Source organism: Pseudomonas sp. 10S4 (genome assembly GCF_034344865.1).
Classification (GTDB): domain Bacteria; phylum Pseudomonadota; class Gammaproteobacteria; order Pseudomonadales; family Pseudomonadaceae; genus Aquipseudomonas.
In genome coordinates this window covers 2,949,677-2,965,010 of sequence record NZ_CP133774.1, presented here as the reverse complement: position 1 = coordinate 2,965,010, position 15,334 = coordinate 2,949,677, and the positions used below count along the sequence as shown (strand labels likewise).

15 protein-coding genes and 2 pseudogenes are annotated in these 15,334 nt (G+C 59.5%); 12 read left to right on the top strand and 5 right to left on the bottom strand.

Annotated elements, in window-relative coordinates; all coding sequences use genetic code 11:
* Nucleotides 1-2 precede the first annotated feature (2 nt).
* Complete coding sequence (locus RHM58_RS13595; RefSeq protein ID WP_322270563.1) at nt 3-962, bottom strand: MerR family transcriptional regulator; 960 nt, start codon at nt 960-962, stop codon at nt 3-5.
* A 234-nt stretch (nt 963-1,196) separates the two neighbouring features.
* Between RHM58_RS13595 and RHM58_RS13590 the strand changes: the two genes are divergently transcribed.
* The 7 genes and pseudogenes from RHM58_RS13590 to RHM58_RS13560 all read left to right on the top strand — a co-directional run bounded on the left by RHM58_RS13590 (nt 1,197) and on the right by RHM58_RS13560 (nt 5,764).
* Entirely contained in the window at nt 1,197-1,766 is a 570-nt protein-coding gene (locus RHM58_RS13590; RefSeq protein WP_201200655.1) for an antibiotic biosynthesis monooxygenase, read from the top strand.
* Nucleotides 1,767-1,922: 156 nt separating this feature from the next.
* Nucleotides 1,923-2,633: a dihydromonapterin reductase gene (gene folM, locus RHM58_RS13585; RefSeq protein ID WP_201200653.1), complete on the top strand. Its 711-nt coding sequence runs from the start codon at nt 1,923-1,925 to the stop codon at nt 2,631-2,633.
* 21 nt (nt 2,634-2,654) lie between these two features.
* Complete coding sequence (gene folE, locus RHM58_RS13580) at nt 2,655-3,230, top strand: GTP cyclohydrolase I FolE (protein ID WP_201200651.1); 576 nt, start codon at nt 2,655-2,657, stop codon at nt 3,228-3,230.
* A gap of 2 nt (nt 3,231-3,232) precedes the next feature.
* Complete coding sequence (gene folX / locus RHM58_RS13575; RefSeq protein WP_201195761.1) at nt 3,233-3,604, top strand: dihydroneopterin triphosphate 2'-epimerase; 372 nt, start codon at nt 3,233-3,235, stop codon at nt 3,602-3,604.
* 68 nt (nt 3,605-3,672) lie between these two features.
* A complete protein-coding gene (locus RHM58_RS13570; RefSeq protein WP_017336573.1) occupies nt 3,673-3,969 on the top strand; it encodes a DUF1244 domain-containing protein in 297 nt (98 codons plus the stop codon).
* Nucleotides 3,962-4,300 (top strand): HopJ type III effector protein, encoded by a 339-nt coding sequence (locus RHM58_RS13565; RefSeq protein WP_201195763.1) that lies wholly within the window; start codon nt 3,962-3,964, stop codon nt 4,298-4,300. Before RHM58_RS13570 ends, RHM58_RS13565 begins: the two co-directional genes overlap by 8 nt.
* A 214-nt stretch (nt 4,301-4,514) precedes the next feature.
* Nucleotides 4,515-5,764 (top strand): annotated as a pseudogene (locus RHM58_RS13560) (aspartate aminotransferase family protein).
* Between the two features lie 195 nt (nt 5,765-5,959).
* Here RHM58_RS13560 and trxB read toward each other — a convergent pair.
* Nucleotides 5,960-6,922, bottom strand: coding sequence for a thioredoxin-disulfide reductase (trxB, locus tag RHM58_RS13555; RefSeq protein ID WP_322270562.1), 963 nt, complete (start codon nt 6,920-6,922; stop codon nt 5,960-5,962).
* 313 nt (nt 6,923-7,235) lie between these two features.
* On the opposite strand from trxB, the gene cysZ reads away from it, so the two are divergent.
* Complete coding sequence (gene cysZ, locus RHM58_RS13550; protein WP_201200618.1) at nt 7,236-7,988, top strand: sulfate transporter CysZ; 753 nt, start codon at nt 7,236-7,238, stop codon at nt 7,986-7,988.
* Between the two features lie 40 nt (nt 7,989-8,028).
* Nucleotides 8,029-9,227, top strand: a pseudogene (locus RHM58_RS13545) (glycosyltransferase family 4 protein).
* A gap of 104 nt (nt 9,228-9,331) precedes the next feature.
* Here RHM58_RS13545 and RHM58_RS13540 read toward each other — a convergent pair.
* The 3 genes from RHM58_RS13540 to RHM58_RS13530 all read right to left on the bottom strand — a co-directional run bounded on the left by RHM58_RS13540 (nt 9,332) and on the right by RHM58_RS13530 (nt 11,715).
* The gene (locus tag RHM58_RS13540) at nt 9,332-10,435 is read right to left on the bottom strand and encodes an NADH:flavin oxidoreductase (protein WP_201200616.1); all 1,104 of its coding nucleotides are present in this window, start codon (nt 10,433-10,435) and stop codon (nt 9,332-9,334) included.
* 188 nt (nt 10,436-10,623) lie between these two features.
* Nucleotides 10,624-11,106, bottom strand: coding sequence for a glutathione peroxidase (locus RHM58_RS13535; RefSeq protein ID WP_201200615.1), 483 nt, complete (start codon nt 11,104-11,106; stop codon nt 10,624-10,626).
* Between the two features lie 123 nt (nt 11,107-11,229).
* Nucleotides 11,230-11,715, bottom strand: coding sequence for an FKBP-type peptidyl-prolyl cis-trans isomerase (locus tag RHM58_RS13530; RefSeq protein ID WP_322270561.1), 486 nt, complete (start codon nt 11,713-11,715; stop codon nt 11,230-11,232).
* Between RHM58_RS13530 and RHM58_RS13525 the strand changes: the two genes are divergently transcribed.
* Genes RHM58_RS13525 through RHM58_RS13515 form a run of 3 tightly spaced genes read left to right on the top strand, consistent with a single transcriptional unit; the run spans nt 11,684 to nt 15,087 of the window.
* Complete coding sequence (locus RHM58_RS13525) at nt 11,684-12,022, top strand: DUF3565 domain-containing protein (protein ID WP_201200614.1); 339 nt, start codon at nt 11,684-11,686, stop codon at nt 12,020-12,022. The genes RHM58_RS13530 and RHM58_RS13525 overlap by 32 nt on opposite strands.
* Before the next feature lie 20 nt (nt 12,023-12,042).
* On the top strand, nt 12,043-14,181 hold the full coding sequence (gene pta / locus RHM58_RS13520; protein ID WP_322270844.1) for a phosphate acetyltransferase: 2,139 nt from the start codon (nt 12,043-12,045) through the stop codon (nt 14,179-14,181).
* Nucleotides 14,182-15,087 carry an acyltransferase gene (locus RHM58_RS13515; protein WP_322270560.1) on the top strand — a complete coding sequence of 302 codons (906 nt, stop codon included), beginning with the start codon at nt 14,182-14,184 and terminating at the stop codon, nt 15,085-15,087.
* The last annotated feature ends 247 nt before the right edge of the window (nt 15,088-15,334 follow it).

Below are 15,334 nucleotides of genomic sequence, written 5' to 3'. Positions count from 1 at the left end.
TTTCAAGTATCCAGGTTGCCCGCCAGGAACTGCTTCAGGCGCTGACGCATCAACAAACCCTCGTTACCCAGACAACCAATCGATGATCCGGCCAGGCTTTCCTGCGCCAGGTCAGACGCATCACCGGCAAGCATCAGCTGACAATCCAGGCTCATGGCCAAGCGGTTCAGGCGCCTCGGCAGCTCCGGTGAAGGCGCGTGATTGGAAAACAGCACAAGCGCCTCGGGTTTGATTCTTTCGCAGACCAGCGTCAGTTCATCGAATGGCTGGCCGATCGTGAGCACACGCACGCCTGAATCGGCCCCACTCAGAAACAGCGCTGCCACCAGCAGTTCAAATTCACGGCACTGACCGGGCAGGGCGCTGATAACGACCCGGCGCGGCGATGTATCACGTATCAGCAACAAGCGCTGCGACACCCGTGATCGCAAGAATGCATCGAAGAATAACCACTCGCTGGTCTGGCCGAACATATCCTGTCGCTGCAACAGCAGCTTCCAGAGCGGCATCAGAATGTCCTGGAACACCACAGGCAGTGAGTAGCTGGAAAAAATCTGCCCATAGACCCGTTCCAGCTGGAGATCGTCAAAGGCACTGACAGCGGTCTGAACCTGCTGCTGCCATTGAGCATAATCCGCCAGCACCAGTTCATTGGGAATGATGTGCGAGAGCGCTTTGAACGGTTCGGTCTTTGCCAGGATCTTGCCGACCTTGCTCACCGCCACACCGCGCTCGATCCAGCCGAGAATGCTGCGAACCGTCTCGATATCGACCATTGAATACAGTCGATGCCCACTTTCGGTGCGCGTGGGTTGAATCAGACCGTAACGACGTTCCCATGCCCGCAAAGTGACTGGGTTGATACCGGTCAGGCGTGACACTTCTCGAATCGGAAAAAGTTCTTCCCGCTCGAGGGAGGCAGCTGGCAACAAGCCGTGGACAACGTCAGTCAGGACAGGCATTTGGGGGGTGATCGTCCACGGGCAAGTTGGATCCCATTCTAGCGCCTATCTCCCGCAATCATTCAAGACATTGATGGATAACACACAAGATATTGATGGACGACGAATGCCACTGGCGTAATTTTCATATTCGGGAATAATCCTTGCTTGTTCAAAGACGCAGCCCACCACCCCGGCGTTGCGTCTGGCGAAACTCCTACCCGGAGCGACGCGATTGCCTTACGGAGATACACAATGTCTACCTCACCCGTCACGCTGATGGTGGCGCGCCGCGTTGCCGATGGACGTTATCAGGACCTGATCGCCTGGTTGCGTGAAGGCGAACAGCTGGCCACCGACTTCCCCGGCTATCTCGGGTCTGGCGTGCTCGCTCCGCCGCCCGATGATAACGAATTCCAGATTATCTTCCGCTTCGCCGACGAGCAGACCCTGCACGCCTGGGAGCACTCCGCTTCGCGTACCGCCTGGCTGGGACGCGGCAGCGACTTGTTCGCCCACCCGACAGAACATCGGGTCAGTGGCATCGAAGGCTGGTTCGGCGCGGTTGGCCAACGCCCGCCACGCTGGAAACAGGCTGTGGCGATCTGGCTGGCATTCTTCCCGGTCTCGCTGTTGTTCAATTTTGTGCTGGGGCCGTTGCTCGGCGAAATGAGCCTGTTGCCTCGGGTGTTCATCAGCACCCTGTGCCTGACGCCCTTGATGGTTTATTTCTTTATTCCGTTGTCGACCCATCTGTTGGCGAACTGGCTGCACACCACACCGACGCGGCCGTTGCCCGCCGCCCCCACCACCCAAAACCGCTGATCTCTGTAGGAGCGAGGCTTGCCCGCGAAGGCGGTGAAACAGTCGACATCAATGTTGCCTGACACACCGCCTTCGCGGGCAAGCCTCGCTCCTACAAAAACCACCTCACGCTTCGTCGCTGGTATAGTTTTGCTCTAACCGCGACGCGAGCCATTCATGACCTCTTCCGCAGCCCCTATCCTCATCACCGGTGCCGGCCAGCGTGTCGGCCTGCACTGTGCGCAGCGTTTGCTCGAAGACGGCCAGCGAGTGATCTTCAGCTACCGCAGCGAACGCCCCGGCGTACAAACATTGCGCGATCTGGGGGCGACGGCGGTGTTCGCGGATTTCTCCAGCGAAGCCGGCATCCTGGCGTTCATCACCGAACTCAAAACCCACACCGACAGCCTGCGGGCGATAGTCCATAACGCCTCCGAATGGCTGGCCGAAACACCGGACACCGACGCACAGGCATTTACCCAAATGTTCACTGTGCACATGCTCGCGCCCTACCTGATCAACCTGCACTGCGTCGACTTGCTCGAACGCTCGAGCCCCGCCGACATCGTGCACATCAGCGACGACGTGACCCGCAAGGGCAGCAGCCAGCACATCGGCTACTGCGCCAGCAAAGCCGGGCTCGACAGCCTGACCCTGTCGTTCGCCGCGAAATATGCGCCAACGATCAAGGTCAACGGCATCGCGCCAGCCCTGCTATTGTTCAATCCCGACGACGACGCGGCGTACCGCGCAAAGGCCCTGGCCAAGTCCGCGCTGGGCATCGAACCCGGCAGCGAAGTGATTTACCAGAGCCTGCGCTATCTGCTCGACAACCCTTATGTCACCGGCACGACCCTGACCGTCAACGGCGGACGGCACGTCAAGTAAGCCGCCCCGCGAGGATATTTCATGACGTTATCCCTGCCCCAAAACGCCCTGTCCGAGAGCTATCGCGAGGTTCTCATCGGTCTCGGTGAAAACCCTGACCGCGAAGGACTGCTAGACACCCCGGTGCGTGCGGCCAAGGCCATGCAGTACCTGTGTCACGGCTACGAGCAAAGTGTCGAAGAGATCGTCAACGGTGCGCTGTTTTCGTCGGACACCGACGAGATGATCATCGTTGCCGACATCGAGCTCTATTCACTGTGCGAGCACCACATGCTGCCCTTCATCGGCAAGGCGCATGTAGCTTATATTCCGACCGGCAAGGTGTTGGGCCTGTCGAAGATTGCACGCCTGGTGGACATGTTCGCCCGGCGCCTGCAAATTCAGGAAAACCTCACCCGGCAGATCGCCGACGCGGTACAGCAAGTCACCGACGCCGCTGGTGTCGCCGTGGTGATCGAGGCCAAGCACATGTGCATGATGATGCGCGGTGTCGAGAAACAGAATTCGACCATGAACACCTCGGTGATGCTCGGCGCCTTCCGCGAGTCGAGCAACACCCGCCAGGAGTTCCTGCAATTGATTGGACGGAGCAAGTAGCAATGCCACAACTTCAACCAGGAATGGCGCGCATCCGGGTCAAGGACCTGTGCCTGCGCACCTTTATCGGGATCAACGAGGACGAAATCCTCAACAAGCAGGATGTGCTGATCAACCTGACCATCCTGTACGCGGCGCAAGAAGCGGTGCGCGACAACGACATCGATCACGCGCTGAACTACCGCACCATCACCAAGGCGATCATCGCCCATGTGGAGGGCAATCGCTTTGCCCTGCTCGAACGCCTGACCCAGGAATTGCTGGACCTGGTCATGGCCAACGAATCAGTGCTATACGCCGAAGTCGAAGTCGACAAACCCCACGCCCTGCGTTTTGCCGAGTCGGTGTCGATCACCCTCGCGGCGAGCCGCTAAGCGCGTCTGGCGCATTGTTCGTCAGGCTTTTATCATCCGCGCCACGATTTGATTGCACAGAGCCCGCCATGAACGATCAACAACGCCTGGAACTTGAAGCCGCCGCCTTCCGCCGACTGGTCGCCCACCTGGACAGCCGCAAGGACGTGCAGAACATCGACCTGATGAACCTCTCGGGTTTCTGCCGCAACTGCCTGTCCAAGTGGTACAAGGCCGCTGCCGACGAACGCCAGATCGAGGTCAGCCTCGACGACGCCCGCGAAGTGGTCTACGGCATGCCGTACGCTGAATGGAAAGCCCAATACCAGCAAGAAGCCAGCGCCGAACAACAAGCGGCGTTCGCCAAAGGAAAACCCAATGAGTGATTTGAACACCCTGCGCGCCAGCCTCAACAGCGGCGAACACGTTTTCGCCGACACCCTGGCATTCATTGCCGCCGGTTACGACTATCAACCACAGGCCTTCAACAACGGTGGCGTGGAAAACGCCGCCGGGCAAAACGAAGGTTCGTGCAAGACCCTGGGCCTGGCGCTGCTGGAAGGCTTGAGCGATGAAGAAGCGCTGTTGGCGTTTGGCGAACATTACCGTTCGGTAGTGGCGACACCTGAAGGCAGCGATCACGGCAATATCCGCGCGTTGATTGCCCATGGTCTGGCCGGCGTGAAGTTCTCGCAGCAACCGCTGAATCGCCGCTGATTCACGAAAGATCAAAATCAAAAGATCGCAGCCTTCGGCAGCTCCTACAGGGCGTCCCCATTCCCATGTAGGAGCTGCCGAAGGCTGCGATCTTTTCGCTTCTACGGCACATCCCGACTTTTAAGATTGACCCGGCGACTTTATTTCGTTTGCCGGGCACCGCTGCTCGCGGCTTAGATAAAAAGAAGCAACCCTTCTTCTGAGTCAGGCATCCATGAGCAGCGAAAACATCAGTCGGTCGATCAACATCGTTCATCCCGTCACGCTCAGCCACGGCAAAAATGCCGAGGTCTGGGATACCGATGGCAAACGCTACATCGACTTTGTCGGTGGCATCGGCGTGCTGAACCTCGGCCATTGCCATCCGCACATCGTCGACGCCATTCGAGAACAAGCCACCCGGCTGACCCACTACGCGTTCAACGCCGCCCCGCACGCGCCCTACATCGAACTGATGGATCGCCTGACAGCGTTTATTCCGGTGGACTACCCGGTCAGCGGCATGCTCACCAACAGCGGCGCGGAAGCCGCGGAAAACGCCTTGAAGATCGTCCGTGGCGCTACCGGGCGTACGGCCGTCATCGCGTTTGACGGCGCCTTTCACGGTCGCACGCTCGCCACCCTCAACCTCAACGGCAAAGTCGCCCCGTACAAGCAGAAAGTCGGCGTGCTACCGGGCCCGGTGTTTCACTTGCCCTTCCCGAGCAAGGACAACGGCGTGACCTGTGCCGAGGCGCTGAAGGCGATGGATCGGTTGTTCAGCGTCGAGATCGACGTCGATGACGTGGCCTGCTTTATCGTCGAACCGGTGCAAGGCGAAGCCGGTTTCCTCGCAATGGACGTGGAGTTCGCCCAAGCACTGCGGCGCTTCTGTGATGAGAAAAAATCCTGCTGATTGCCGATGAAATCCAGTCGGGTTTCGGTCGTACCGGCCAGCGTTTTGCGTTCTCGCGACTGGGCATCGAGCCGGACCTGATCCTGCTCGGTAAAAGCATCGCCGGCGGCGTACCGCTAGGGGCAGTCGTCGGGCGCAAAGCGTTGCTAGACACGTTGCCCAAGGGCGGACTGGGCGGCACCTATTCGGGCAACCCGATCGCCTGCGCTGCGGCACTGGCGACGCTGGATGAGATAACCGACGCGAATCTTCACGCCTGGGGCTCGCAACAGGAAGAGGCGATTGTCAGCCGTTACGAAGCCTGGCGTACTCGCAAGCTTTCACCGTATCTGGGGCGCTTGACCGGCGTCGGCGCCATGCGCGGCATCGAACTGAGCAATCCCGACGGCACACCGGCAGCGGCGCAGTTGACGCAGTTGCTGGCCCTGGCCCGCGACGCGGGTTTGCTGCTGATGCCCAGCGGCAAGTCGCGACACATCATTCGCCTGCTGGCGCCGCTGACCACTGAATCAGGGGTGTTGGAGGAAGGGCTGGATATTCTTGAGGCGTGCCTTGCAAAGCTGACCTGAAAAACAACCTGAATCCAGAACACCATTCAACCTGTGGGAGCGGGCTTGCTCGCGAAAGCGGTGTAACAGTCAACATTGTTATCCACTGATACACCGCTTTCGCGAGCAAGCCCGCTCCCGCATTTGAGCTTTATCGCCGGTGAAATCGTGGGCACAAAAAAACCGGCCGAGGCCGGTTTTTTTATTTCAACGTTCTCAGAACTTGGCGTTCTGCAGATCATCGAGGTAACGCTCAGCGTCCAGTGCCGCCATGCAGCCAGCGCCAGCCGAGGTGATGGCTTGGCGGTAAACGTGGTCAGCGACGTCACCGGCGGCGAAGATGCCTTCGAGGTTGGTCGCAGTAGCGTTGCCTTCACGGCCGCCGTGCACGACCAGGTAGCCGTCCTTCAACGTTAGCTGATCTTCGAACAACGAGGTGTTCGGTGTGTGGCCGATGGCTATGAACACGCCGTCGACTGTCAGCTCGTCGAAGCTGCCGTCGTTGTTCTTCAGGCGAGCACCGGTCACGCCCATCTTGTCGCCCAGGACTTCGTCCAGGTTCGAGTTGAGCTTGAGGATGATCTTGCCTTCGGCAACCCGGGCATTGAGCTTGTCGATCAGGATCTTCTCGGCGCGGAAGGTTTCGCGACGGTGGATCAGGGTCACCGTGCTGGCGATGTTGGCCAGGTACAGCGCTTCTTCGACAGCGGTGTTACCGCCACCGACCACAGCCACTGGCTTGTTGCGATAGAAGAAACCGTCGCAGGTTGCGCAGGCCGAAACGCCTTTGCCCATGAACGCTTCTTCCGACGGCAGGCCCAGGTAGCGAGCGCTAGCGCCGGTGGCGATGATCAGTGCATCACAGGTGTAAGTCGCGCTGTCGCCAGTCAGGGTGTACGGCTTGGCAGCGAAGTCCACGGCATTGATGTGATCGAACACGATCTCGGTTTCAAAGCGTTCGGCGTGCTCTTTCATCCGTTCCATCAGCGCCGGGCCGGTCAGGCCATGGACGTCGCCCGGCCAGTTGTCGACTTCAGTAGTGGTGGTCAGTTGACCGCCGGCCTGCATGCCGGTGATCAGCAGCGGCTTGAGGTTGGCACGGGCGGCATAGACCGCGGCGCTGTAACCGGCAGGGCCGGAACCGAGAATAATCACTCGCGAATGACGGACTTCAGACATGACCTGCTCCTGTTAACCGGCCCGAAACACCTGGCGCGGAACGCCGGTTTGCCGGCGGGAATAAAAAGGACTGTTGAAAGCACTTGGGGAAGGCTTGAGCTCGACAGTCCTGTAAAAGAATGGGTGCAGCGTATCGAGGGGGCGAAGATTAAGGAAATACGGTTTAACAATCCAGCTCATAGGCGGTCTCTATCCCATGGCAGCGATTTTATAGACGCCTTTGTTACAGTGAATGTCGATGCTGCGACCGCGCTTTCACCCTTGAGGCAAAGTCGGTAAGGTCGGCGCGTTTCCCTTCTGCTCGGAGCACGTTATGCCCGCCCCTGTTCTGTCCGGCCCGCAATACCTGCGCGAAGGCCTCAAGCTGGTCCTGAGCCCGGGCCTGCGTTTGTTCGTGTTGTTGCCGCTGGCGATCAACCTCGTGCTGTTCGTCGGATTGATTTACCTCGCTGGCCATCAATTCAGTATGTGGGTCGACACGTTGATGCCGTCCCTGCCCGACTGGCTGAGTTTCCTCAGTTACATCCTTTGGCCGATTTTTGTGGTGCTGGTGGCGCTGATGGTGTTTTTCACCTTCACCATGCTGGCCAACGTCATCGCCGCGCCGTTCAACGGCTTCCTGGCGGAGAAAGTCGAAGTGGTGGTGCGTGGCACCGACGACTTCCCGTCCTTCAGCTGGGGCGAACTAATCGAAATGATCCCCCGCACCCTGGCCCGGGAAATGCGCAAACTCGGCTACTTCCTGCCGCGGGCCATTGGCCTGTTCATCCTGTCGTTCATCCCGGTGGTGAACATCATCGCCGCGCCGCTGTGGCTGCTGTTCGGGGTGTGGATGATGGCAATCCAGTACATCGACTACCCGGCCGACAACCACAAACTCGGCTGGAACGAGATGCTCGCCTGGCTGCGCCAGAAACGCTGGCAGAGCATGAGTTTTGGCGGGATTGTTTACCTCGTACTGCTGATTCCGGTGGTCAACATTTTGATGATGCCGGCGGCCGTGGCCGGGGCGACCTTGTTCTGGGTGCGCGAACGAGGCGCAGAGAACCTGGTGCCCCAACGCTGAGTCGGTCACAAATCCATCATCGAAACGCCACAATGGCGACATGGCCTCAGCCGACACTGAGGTCATGACGACAGCTCTGCATATCACTCTGATCACCGAAACCTTCCCCCGGAAATCAACGGCGTGGCCAATACCCTTGGCCGCTTGTGCGACGGTTTGCGCGCGCGCGGGCATCAAGTGGAACTGGTGCGACCGCGCCAGGGTTGTGATCGGCAACTGGGCAGCGACGATGAGTTGTTGCTCTGTCGCGGCTGGCCGTTGCCCGGCTATCCCGGATTGCAGTGGGGTCAGTCGTCGATGCACAAACTGCTGCGGCGCTGGAAACGCCATCGCCCCGACGTGCTGTACATCGCCACTGAAGGCCCGCTGGGTTTGTCGGCGTTGCGCGCCGCGCGGCGGCTGGGGATTTCGGTGGTCAGCGGCTTTCACACCAACTTCCAGCAGTACTCGAGCCAGTATGGGCTCGGTCTGCTGACGCGAATGCTGACCCACTATCTGCGCTGGTTTCACAACCGCTCGACCTTGACCCTGGTGCCCAGCGTCAGTCAGCGGCTGGAACTGGAGCGTCGGCATTTCGAGCGCTTGGCGCTGCTCTCCCGCGGCGTCGACAGCCAGTTGTTTCACCCCAGCAAGCGTCTGAACGCGCTGCGTGAGCAATGGGGATTGAGCGAAGATGACATTGCCGTTATCCATGTAGGACGCCTGGCTCACGAGAAAAACCTGGGGTTGCTCAAGCGCAGTTTCGACGCGCTGAAGAGCTCTTTCCCACAGAGAAACCTGAAGTTGATCGTGGTTGGCGATGGTCCGTTGCGCATGGCTTTGGAGAAGGAATTACCCGAGGCCATTTTCTGCGGTTCGCAGCGCGGCGAAGCTCTGGCCAGTCACTATGCGTCGGGGGATGTGTTTCTGTTTCCGAGCATGACCGAGACCTTCGGCAATGTGGTGCTTGAAGCGCTGGCCTCGGGGCTGGGCGTGGTGGCCTACGATCTGGCGGCTGCCGGTCAGCACATTCGCCACGGCTACAACGGCGTACTGGCAATGCCGGGGGATGAAGCGGCGTTCTGCGAGGCGGCGCGCTGGTTGCTGGAGGAAGACGAGACCTTGCGTTGCGTGCGGCTCAATGCGCGCCAGCATGCGAGTCGTCAGGGCTGGGGCGCTATTATCGAACAGTTCGAGGGGCAGTTGCGGGGGGCGTGCGTACTGGGACAGGCCCTGCCTGATGCGGCGTTGTTGCCTTAAAAGCTTCGCGGGCAAGCCTCGCTCCTACAGGGTATGCGTCAGTTTGATCGCCACTGACCTGTAGGAGCGAGGCTTGCCCGCGAATAGGCCCTACCAATCGCCGCTTAAACCAGCGTCATCAACGCCTCACGGCTGAACGGCAGGATGTCTTCTTCACGGCCATCGCGCACTTTCTGCGCCCAGTCCGGGTCCACCAGCAGCGCACGGCCAACCGCTACCAAATCGAACTCTTCGTTATTCAAACGCTCCAGCAGATTTTCCAGGCTGGCCGGTTGGGCGATTTTGTCAGTGTTGACCATGAACTGCAGGAACTCGCCATCCAGGCCGACGCTGCCCACGGTGATAGTCGGTTTGCCGGTGAGCTTGCGAGTCCAGCCGGCCAGGTTCAGGTCGGAACCGTCGAACTCTGGTTCCCAGAAACGCCGCGTCGAGCAGTGGAAAATATCCACGCCAGCGTCGGATAACGGCTTGAGGAATTCGCCCAAGGCTTCCGGGGTTTGCACCAGGCGCGCGGTGTAGTCCTGCTGCTTCCACTGGGAGAAACGGAAGATGATCGGGAAACCTTCGCCTACCGCAGCGCGTACCGCCTGAATCAACTCGATGGCGAACCGCGAACGATTGGCCAGGCTGCCGCCGTATTCATCGGTGCGCTGGTTAGTGCCTTCCCAGAAGAACTGGTCGACCAGATAGCCGTGAGCACCGTGGATTTCCACGCCGTCCATACCGATGCTTTGCGCGTCCTTGGCAGACTGGGCAAACGCAGCAATCACGTCCTGGATATCCTGCTTGGTCATGCCGTGAACCACGACCTGACCGTCCTTCAATTTTTCAGACGGGCCATAGCCCGGAACGCTGGCATCCGGCTCGGTGCCAATGCGACGCACACTGCCCACGTGCCACAGCTGCGGAACGATCTTGCCGCCCTCGGCGTGCACTGCATCGACGACTTTTTTCCAGCCCGCCAGCGCTGCTTCGCCGTAGAAATGCGGCACATTCGGGTAGCCGTTGGAGGCCTTGTGGCCGACGGTGGTGCCTTCGGTGATGATCAGGCCAACACCGGCGGCGGCGCGGCGACGGTAGTATTCGATCACCTTGGAATTAGGCACGCCGCCTGGGGAAAAGGAGCGGGTCATCGGCGCCATGACGACGCGGGACGGCAGTTCGAGGGTGCCGAGGTGGAACGGTTTGAACAGGGCTTTGACAGGCATGGGACGCTCCACGGGAATATAGACTTTATGACGGCGATAATATGGAGAGTCGTAAGCCTTGAACAGCACTATTGATTTAAGTGATTAAGGATTAGAAACGAAAAGATCGCAGCGTTCGGCAGCTCCTACGCGGGAATGTGAACACCCGTAGGAGCTGCCGAAGGCTGCGATCTTTTGATCTTGCGGAATCAGCTCAGTGCTTTTTCGATTGCATGAACAATCGTCGGATCATCCGGCGCCGTCCGCGGCGAGAAACGCGCCAGCACCCGCCCGTCTTTACCCAGCAGGAATTTTTCGAAGTTCCAGGTGATATCGCCCGGAAACTCCGCGCCCTCGCCCGCCAGCAAACGGTACAACTGATGACGTTCGTGACCGTTGACTTCCAGCTTGCTGGACAACGGAAAGGTCACGCCATAGTTGAGGCTGCAGAATTCCTGGATCTCTTTCTCGGTGCCTGGCTCTTGTCCCGCAAACTGGTTGCACGGCAAACCCAGCACGCTGAAGCCTTGGCCCTTGAATTGCTGATAGAGGTTTTCCAGCGCCGCGTACTGTGGGGTCAAACCACATTTGGAGGCAACGTTGACCACCAGCACGACGTGCCCTTTGAAGGGCGCCAGAGGTAGCTCCTGACCATCCAGGGCTGTCAATTTAAGGTCGTGGAAAGCACTCATGACGAACTCCAAATTCCCATATTCTTCTCGAAACAGCCACTTGGCGGCGCCGCCTGGGACAGCCGCGGACTAAAAAAGGCGCCCCTCGGGCGCCTCTCCAGTTCTCTGAGCTTAGCGCAGAAATCAGTGGTGATGGCCACCTTCGCCATGGACGTGACCATGAGCGATTTCTTCCTGGCTGGCGTCACGGATGTCGATGATCTTGACCTGGAAATTCAGGCGCTGACCGGCCAACGGGTGGTTGCCGTCGACGGTGACATCGTCGCCGTCCAGGTCACGGATAGTGACGATTTGCATCTGGCCGTCCGGCGCGGAAGCGTGGAACTGCATGCCCACTTCCAGTTCGTCGACGCCTTCGAACATGCTGCGGCTCAGGGTGCTGACCAGTTCGGCAGCGTATTCGCCGTAAGCATCTTCAGGTTCTACGGCGACAGTCAGTTCGTCACCGACTTTCTTGCCTTCCAGCGCCTTTTCCAGGCCCGGAATGATGTTACCTGCGCCTTGCAGGTAGACCAGCGGCGCGCCGCCGGCGGAGCTGTCGATGACCTCACCAACGTCGTTGGTCAGGGTATAGTCGATGGAGACAGCCTTATTGGCGGCGATCAGCATGGGGCGAGACCTTTTGCAGAAGAATATAGAAAGACCAAGTTTAGCGAAGCAATCGCCCGAAAGCGAACACAACCCGGACAGACGGATTGCGGCGCAGTTCTCGACGGTCACAGGCTTTCATCAGGACGAGGACGGGCACTGGGTGGCCGAGCTTTCCTGCGGTCATACCCAGCACCTGCGCCACCAGCCGCCCTGGCAATCCCGGGCCTGGGTCCTGGACCCGGCGCAACGTATTGAAAAAATAGGCCAACCCTTTGACTGCGGTTGGTGCGCACAAGGCTCGGTTAGCGATAACCTTGGCGACTGAATTTCGGTAGAAGGCCAGTCATAGGCGTTCACCATTGCCATGCACCTCCAGGGAATCCGCATGCAAACTTTTTTATCGCGCCCACCGATTTTGGTGTGGGTCTGACCTCCATCAGCCTCGGGCTGGTGCGTACCCTTGAGCGAGCCGGGCTGAAAGTCGGCTTTTTCAAACCGATTGCCCAGCCGCATCCGGGTGACACCGGCCCTGAGCGCTCCACTGAACTGGTGGCGCGCACCCACGGCCTCAAGCCGCCGCAACCACTGGGCCTGGCCCATGTCGAGCGCATGCTCGGCGACGGTCAGCTGGACGAACTGCTCGAAGAAATCATCACCCTGTATCAGCAGGCGGCCATCGGCAAAGACGTGCTGATCGTCGAAGGCATGGTTCCGACCCGCAGCGCCAGCTACGCCGCACGGGTCAATCTGCACTTGGCCAAGAGCCTCGATGCCGAAGTGATTCTGGTCTCGGCACCGGAAAACGAAGTGCTGACCGAACTCTCCGGCCGGGTGGAATTGCAGGCGCAGTTGTTCGGCGGCCCGAAAGACCCGAAGGTCCTCGGCGTGATCCTGAACAAGGTAAAGACCGACGAAAGCATGGAGGCCTTCGCCTCGCGCCTGAAAGAGCACTCGCCTTTGCTGCGCAGCGGCGACTTCCGGCTGCTCGGCTGCATTCCGTTCCAGCCGGAACTGAACGCCCCGCGCACCCGTGACGTCGCCGACCTGATGGGCGCGCAAATTCTCAATGCCGGTGACTACGAAACCCGGCGCATGACCAAAATCATCATCTGCGCCCGCACCATGCGCAATACCGTGGAGCTACTCAAGCCCGGCGTGCTGGTGGTGACCCCCGGCGATCGTGACGACATCATTCTCGCCGTCAGCCTCGCCGCCATGAACGGCGTGCCGCTGGCCGGCCTGTTGCTGACCAGCGACACCCTGCCCGACCCGCGAATCATGGACCTGTGCCGTGGTGCCTTGCAGGCTGGCCTGCCGGTGTTGTCGGTGAGCACCGGGTCCTACGAAACCGCCAACCTGTTAAACGGCCTGAACAAGGAAATCCCGATCGACGACCGCGAGCGCGCGGAGATCATCACCGATTTCGTCGCCAGCCACCTCGACGCCAAATGGCTGCACCAGCGTTGCGGTACGCCACGGGAAATGCGCTTGTCGCCCGCAGTGTTCCGCTATCAACTGATCCAGCGTGCCCAGGCTGCCAACAAGCGCATTGTGTTGCCTGAAGGCAGCGAGCCGCTGACCGTGCAAGCCGCCGCGATCTGCCAGGCGCGCGGGATCGCCCGTTGCGTGTTGCTGGCCAAACCGGCGGACGTCGAAGCCGTGGCCCGCGCCCAAGGTATCGAGTTGCCGCCCGGCCTGGAGATTCTTGATCCGGACCTGATTCGCGGTAACTACATCGAACCGATGGTTGCCCTGCGCAAGACCAAAAGCCTCAACGCACCGATGGCCGAGCAGCAACTGGAAGACACCGTGGTGATCGGCACCATGATGCTCGCGCTGGATGAAGTCGACGGCCTCGTCTCCGGGGTCATCCACTCCACCGCCAACACCATCCGCCCGGCCCTGCAACTGATCAAGACCGCGCCGGGCTGCACGCTGGTGTCATCGGTGTTCTTTATGCTGTTTCCCGAGGAAGTGCTGGTTTACGGTGACTGCGTGATGAACCCACACCCGAGCGCCAGCGAATTGGCCGAGATCGCGTTGCAAAGCGCCGACTCGGCCGCCGCGTTTGGCATCACCCCACGGGTGGCGATGATCAGCTATTCCAGCGGTGAGTCAGCCAGCGGTGAAGAAGTCGAGAAGGTCCGCGAAGCAACGTTGCTCGCCCACGAACAACAAAACTCGTTGCTGATCGACGGCCCGTTGCAGTACGACGCCGCCGCCAACGAAACCGTGGCCCGGCAACTGGCGCCGAACAGTCAGGTGGCCGGTCGCGCCACGGTCTTCGTGTTCCCCGACCTGAACACCGGCAACACCACCCACAAAGCCGTGCAACGCAGCGCCGACTGCGTCAGCCTCGGGCCGATGCTGCAAGGCCTGCGCAAACCGGTGAACGACCTGCCGCGCGGCGCGCAAGTCGACGACATCGTCTACACCATCGCGTTGACCGCGATTCAAGCTGCCAACCGACCTTTGGATCTTTAAATGCTGCAATTCCTACCTGCACCCGTGCGCGGCGTGATCGCCTCGCTGCTGTTGGCACTGAATACCATTTTGCTGTGCTCGTTTCTGTTCTGCGTAGCGATTTTCAAGGTGTTGCCGTTCGCCCTCACCCAGCGCTTCACGCGTTGGTTGATGGGCCACACCCATGAAGCCTGGATCAGCAACAACAAGGCCTGGATGAACCTGGTCTGCCGTACCCGCTGGCACCTCACGGGCCTTGAAGGGCTGGACTACGAACACTCGTACCTGATCACCAGTAACCACCAGAGCTGGGTCGACATCATGGTGCTGCAATACGTACTCAACCGCCGTATCCAGCCGCTGAAGTTCTTTCTCAAACAAGAACTGATCTGGGTGCCAGTGATTGGTCTGGCCTGGTGGACCCTGGGCTTTCCGTTCATGAAGCGCTACTCCAAGGCCTACCTGGAAAAACACCCGGAGAAGAAAGGCAAAGACCTGGAAACCACCCGCAAGACCTGCGACAAGTTCCGCAATAGCCCGGTGGGGATTTTCAATTTCGTCGAAGGCACACGCTTCACCGAGGACAAGCATGCCCAGCAAAAATCACCGTTTCGCTATCTGCTGAAACCCAAGGCTGGCGGCATTGCGTTTGTGCTGGATGCGATGGGTGAGCAGCTGGAATCCATCGTCAATGTGACCATTCACTATCCGGGCGGGCGTCCGGGTTATTGGGATTTGCTCTGCGGGAACGTGAAAGATGTAGTGGTGAATTTTGAAGAGTTGAAGATTCCGCCGCAGTTCATTGGCAAGAATTACGACCAGGATGGGGAATACCGACTGGAGTTTCAGGGTTGGATCAATAAGTTGTGGGAAGACAAGGATGCGAAGCTGGCGCAGATGCATCGCGAGTATCCAACCAAACACTGATCCCCTGTGGGAGCGGGCTTGCTCGCGAAAGCGGTCTGTCATTCGACATTTCTATCGACTGACATGGCCTCTTCGCGAGCAAGCCCGCTCCCACATCTATGGTTCCCCCTTTTCTGCAATACTGTTTTTGATGATGTGTTTGGCTTGCTTTCATCTATCCGGCGTCTGAGTGGAGGTTGGTCCATTCGCGCCTTGATGAGAATCGATGCCCGGCGATCCTAATTACTTGGACGGCCTTTCAGCCGTG